The organism is Methyloceanibacter sp. (assembly GCF_051306395.1).
GTDB lineage: Bacteria > Pseudomonadota > Alphaproteobacteria > Rhizobiales > Methyloligellaceae > Methyloceanibacter.
The window spans coordinates 1-4981 of sequence record NZ_JBPPND010000160.1 but is presented as its reverse complement, the minus strand read 5'-3'; the positions used below and the strand labels follow the sequence as shown (position 1 = coordinate 4981).

Sequence of the window (4981 nt, the reverse complement as noted above, 5' to 3'; positions counted from 1 at the left end):
ATGCTGGTACGCTCAACGCGGTGGTCTTGGCTCAAGGCCTGGGCGATGCAGATCGCCAGGCGCCGCGGCATGAAGAAGGCAATCGTGGCCCTGGCACGCCGGTTGGCTGTGATCATGCACCGCATCTGGGTCGACGGCACCGAGTTCCGCTGGACCCGGGAGATCGCAGCGGCATGAGCGCGGTGCGGGATCAAAGGCAATAGGAGAACACGCGAGTTCCACCGAACGGTGGAATGATGTCCCTCGCGGGACGACGGATGAGGTGAGATCGTATGTCCGCTTGGACCTACCGTCGCTTGATGGCAAGGCCGCCCCAAAGATTGTTCCACCTCGTCTTCGAATCCCATGATGGAAGGGCCTTGGTGCCGATTCCGAAGAGAAGCACGAGCCTGCGAGCGGCATCGACACTGAATTGGTGGATAGTCTGAAAGCGCTTGACCCCGAACGGCCGATTAGAGAAGCGGACATCCGGAGGTTGGAACCCGTGTTGGGCTCCCCCTTCCAACGGTCTGGCTTAGGCCGCTATAATGCAAGCTTTCTTGCGCGGAGAGCTTTCATGTTGCTTCCTGTCGGCAGACGATGGCTCGCGGCAGTTCTCGCGCTGGGATTTTGTAGCGCCGCGAACGCCGACGATGTGCTTTTCGAAAATGTCCGAATCTTCGACGGAAAGAGCGCAGCCCTTTCCGCTCCGTCGAATGTGCTGGTCAAGGGCAACGTCATCGAGCGTATTTCTACGGCACCGATCGCTGTAGCCGGCGCTCTGCGTATCGCCGGAAACGGGCGCACGCTGATGCCCGGCCTGATCGACAATCATTGGCATGCGATGTTGGTGCGGGTGACCCCGGCACAATCACTCGGTGATGTCGGCTACAACAATCTAGCGGCTGGTAACGAGGCGACTGACACTCTAATGCGCGGCTTCACCACCGTTCGCGATGTTGGCGGGCCGGTGTTCGGTCTCAAGCGCGCCATCGACGAGGGCATCGTCAAGGGCCCGCGCATCTATCCGTCCGGCGCCATTATCACTGTCACGAGCGGGCATGGGGATTTCCGTCAGCTAACCGATCTCCCACGGACGATCGGCGGCATGCTCACCCGCATGGAGCAGGTCGGTGGCGCCATGGTCGCGGACAGCCCTGACGAGGTGCGCGTTCGCGCGCGCGAACAGCTCATGCAGGGCGCCTCGCAAGTCAAGTTGACGGCGGGCGGCGGAGTGTCGTCACCCTTCAGTCCGGTCGACGTGACCACCTTCACCGAGGCCGAACTGCGCGCCGCGGTTGAAGCGGCCGAGAATTGGGGCACGTATGTCGCCGCGCATGCCTTTACTCCGGCTGCGATCCAGAGAGCCATTGCGGCTGGCGTGAAGTGTATCGAACACGGCATGCTGATGGACGAGGCTACCGCCAAGCTGCTTGCCGAGAAGGATATTTGGTTGAGCTTGCAGCCCCTCCCCGAGGACTTGAGGCTGGGCTTTCCGGTGGGTTCAGTCCAGCGAGCCAAGGCGGATGAGGTCTGGCCCGGCATAGCCAGGTCCTACGAGTTTGCAAAGAAGTACAAGATCAAGACGGCGTGGGGTACCGACGTCCTGTTCTCTCGCGCGCTGGCGCAGCAACAGGGGGCAATTCTGGCCTCGCTCACTCGCTGGTACACCTCCGCCGAAGCACTGGTCATGGCGACATCGACAAACGCCGAACTGCTGGCGCTGTCCGGCAAGCGCAATCCCTATCCCGGCAAACTCGGCGTCGTGGAACAGGGCGCACTCGCGGATTTGCTGCTTGTCGACGGAAATCCGCTGGACAATATCAACCTGATTGCCGATCCCGCCAATAGCTTCAAAATCATCATGAAGGACGGCGTCATCTACAAGAACGCTTTGACCAAGTGAGCCTACGTCGAGCCAGACGATGCCATCGCAAGATCGGTTACTGAACTTCGCACCACCTTGCCTCGAGGCGCCACCGTGGTCGTTTATTATGTAGGCCATGGCATGCTCACACCAAAGGACAGCAGGGCTGACGGCGGAGCCGAAGAGACCTTGCTTCTCTGGTCCGATTCCTTTCCCTTTGCTGCGCTCTATGCCGTACAGCAGCACGAGAATGGCGATCGCAACGACCCCCGCGACGGAAAGGCGTCGAGAGCTCTACTTTCCCCTGTGGGACCATGGACGAGATAGGGCTTGTAGAAGACAATCTTGCCGCTTATTTAAGGGGTATCGACATTTGGCCGGACAATATCGCCGTTTCGCCTTCGCTGATTGCCAGGCGCGCGTTCAGACCCTCCAAACATCGACGAACAAGCTTCGGACCTCGCCTCTGGCGACCTTAAGCTCGACTGCAACTGACTACATCGAAAGGACGACCCCTTATGATCAAGGGCACTGTGAAATTCTACAATGACCAAAAGGGCTTCGGCTTCATTGAGCCGGAAGACGGCAGCAAGGACGTATTTGTTCACGCCACCGCGCTAGAGCGCGCCGGCATGAGCGGGTTGTCCGAGGGCCAGAAGGTCTCGTTTGAGACCGAAGTTGACAGCCGCAGCGGCAAAACCGCCGTGGCACGCATCCAGGCTGAGTAGTCGTCACGACCACACGAGCTTTGAGAAAATGAGAGCCGTCCCCTTCGGGGGCGGCTTTTTAGTTTTCAGGGTCTTGAGGTCCACTTGTGGCACTTGCCGGACATCAGCCTTAATAACTTATCCCCGCCCTCCGAACCTGCCGTAGAATATCTCCACCTCGTCCGTTAAAGGGCGCTTTCGCGAGGCGTGCGTTGAGGCGGGATTGAGGTGCGGCCCCTGCGGGTCTCGTTCGCAAGGAGACCTCGGGGCGGCGCTGGAGCCACCCCCCGGGGCTACTACGAGCCCCCGCGAGAAGCTCGCTGGGATTTGCTCTCGCGCGACAGCGGGTCAAAGGCCGAAGTGCACATAGCGCTCAAGCAGGCCGGAGGCCGGTAGCGCAGAGAACAATGAGAAGCGGGGCCCGGTGCCGTAACCGCCGCGATTGGCGCGCCGGAAGGCGCACGCGCGGTCTTCGGATCGCGACACATTAGGATTTGCGCTTTTCGGCGCGCCATCCCCCTCATGCCTCCGCCCCTCCTCGGGGCGGCGGGAATCTCGGCATGCTGGTTCAATCGCGGGGAATCGTCCTTGATTTTGGACGCTCACCCGACCATTCTCCGCGGCAATCGGCAGATGCGGAAGGAGCCTGATGACGAAGGAAGAAATGCTCGAATTCCCGGGGGTGGTCACAGAACTGCTCCCGAACGCCACCTTTAGGGTGAAGCTCGAGAACGAACACGAGATCATTGCCCATACGGCGGGACGGATGCGCAAGAACCGTATTAGGGTGCTTGCTGGCGACAAGGTTCTGGTCGAGATGACCCCCTATGATCTCACTAAAGGTCGGATCACTTACCGGTTTAAGTAGCAAGCTCGGGCTGAAGCGGAGTGAACCCGCTGCGGCTGAGCCTGCTTTTGCGAACCCCGCCAAGGCGAAAACGCCGAAGCGGCCGCCGCGTCGGCGCGCGCCGACTCCTGGCTCGAGCTTCCGGCCCAAGCTGGTGCTCGCCTCCGCCTCGCCGCGCCGCCTTCAGCTTCTCGAGCAGGCCGGCATCGCGCCGGATGCGTTGCGCCCGTCCTCGGTCGACGAGAGCGTCGCCAAGGGCGAGGTGCCGCGCCATATCGTGCGCCGGCTCGCCCGCGCCAAGGCCGAGGCCGCGCTCAAGATCACCAAGTCCGAGCCCGAATTCGCCAAGGCCTTTCTGCTGGCCGCCGACACCGTCGTCGCCGTCGGCCGCCGCGTGCTTGGCAAGGCGGAGCTCGAGCATGAGGCCGCCGACATGCTGCGCCTGCTGCGCGGCCGCGCCCACCGGGTGCACACCGCCATCTGCCTGGTCACGCCGGAAGGCCGCTGGCGCGAGCGCGTCGTGGAGACGCGGGTCCGCTTCCGCAACATCTCCGATCAGGAGATCGGCGCCTATCTGGCGAGCGGCGAGTGGAAGGGCAAGGCGGGCGGATATGCCATTCAAGGCATTGCCGGCGCCTTCGTGGTGAAGCTCGTGGGCTCTTATACGAATGTCGTGGGCCTGCCCCTCACCGAAGTGGTCGGCCTGCTGGCCGGCGAGGGCTACCCCGTCACCTTGTTGTGGCTCTCAAAGTCGGAGGTCGAAACGGAGTGACGGCGGGTGCGGGCAAGCCGGCGCAAAGCAAGTCCGCGGTCTGTCCCGTCTGCGGCAAACCCACCGACCCTGCGCATCGCCCGTTCTGCTCGAAGCGTTGCGCCGAGATCGATCTCGGCCGCTGGCTGAAGGGCGCCTATGCCGTGCCCGGCGAGCCGGTCGCCAAGATCGATGACGCCTTTGGCCCGCGCGACGAAGACCTCGAGTAAGGGAGTCTCGGGTCAAATCCCGGTCTCGACAGAGCCGGGTCGATTTCCTATAAGCCAGGGCCTTGCGTAGGCCTTATGCCTTTGGGAAAGCCCATCGCCCATATGCCGTAAACGGCGGGCCCAGGTAGCTCAGTTGGTAGAGCAGCGGACTGAAAATCCGCGTGTCGGTGGTTCGAATCCGCCCCTGGGCACCACAATATCCTACTAGAATCAGTTAGTTGACACTCGTTCAGTCTGGCAAGTTAGCATTTTTGCCCCCGGCAGCTAATGCGCTGTTTTTGCACCTAAATTCCCCTGGGTTCCCCGTCTTGCCGCAAGTGGACGCAACATACACGCGACATACGAGGCGCGCCGGGCCTGTCCCTAGCGCAAATGTCATCCGGTTGGCGAGACACGACGAATCGGGTGACACCCGATGTGGGACGCTTGCAGATTGCTTTGGTCGTTGCTCATCGGGTTATTCCGATCCCGAGCGTCACTTGAAGCCGAGAACCGGGCTCTGCGGCAGCAGATCGTCGTCCTGCGGCGTACTGCGCCCAAGAGGCTCTGCTTCAATATCTTTGACCGGTTAATTATCGTCGGCCTCTATCGACTGCTTCC

5 protein-coding genes, 1 tRNA gene and 1 pseudogene are annotated in these 4981 nt (G+C 61.6%); all 7 read left to right on the top strand.

Features of this window, described 5'->3' with window-relative positions:
* Positions 1–177: pseudogene (locus tag ACSLE4_RS08305) on the top strand (IS110 family transposase); the annotation flags it as partial.
* A 379-nt stretch (positions 178–556) separates the two neighbouring features.
* Positions 557–1885, top strand: coding sequence for an amidohydrolase family protein (locus tag ACSLE4_RS08300; RefSeq protein WP_435903993.1), 1329 nt, complete (start codon positions 557–559; stop codon positions 1883–1885).
* A 479-nt stretch (positions 1886–2364) separates the two neighbouring features.
* A complete protein-coding gene (locus ACSLE4_RS08295; protein WP_435903992.1) occupies positions 2365–2574 on the top strand; it encodes a cold-shock protein in 210 nt (69 codons plus the stop codon).
* Positions 2575–3202: 628 nt separating this feature from the next.
* A complete protein-coding gene (gene infA, locus ACSLE4_RS08290) occupies positions 3203–3421 on the top strand; it encodes a translation initiation factor IF-1 (RefSeq protein ID WP_069440748.1) in 219 nt (72 codons plus the stop codon).
* Between the two features lie 10 nt (positions 3422–3431).
* On the top strand, positions 3432–4172 hold the full coding sequence (locus tag ACSLE4_RS08285; RefSeq protein WP_435903994.1) for a Maf-like protein: 741 nt from the start codon (positions 3432–3434) through the stop codon (positions 4170–4172).
* A complete protein-coding gene (locus ACSLE4_RS08280) occupies positions 4169–4381 on the top strand; it encodes a DNA gyrase inhibitor YacG (RefSeq protein WP_435903991.1) in 213 nt (70 codons plus the stop codon). Before ACSLE4_RS08285 ends, ACSLE4_RS08280 begins: the two co-directional genes overlap by 4 nt.
* 118 nt (positions 4382–4499) lie before the next feature.
* Positions 4500–4575, top strand: a tRNA-Phe gene (locus tag ACSLE4_RS08275).
* Positions 4576–4981 lie beyond the last annotated feature (406 nt).

Coding starts and splice junctions, on each gene's coding strand:
- ACSLE4_RS08300 (WP_435903993.1), top strand. CDS start 557: ATGTTGCTTCCTGTCGGCAGACGATGGCTCGCGGCAGTTCTCGCGCTG.
- ACSLE4_RS08295 (WP_435903992.1), top strand. CDS start 2,365: ATGATCAAGGGCACTGTGAAATTCTACAATGACCAAAAGGGCTTCGGC.
- infA (WP_069440748.1), top strand. CDS start 3,203: ATGACGAAGGAAGAAATGCTCGAATTCCCGGGGGTGGTCACAGAACTG.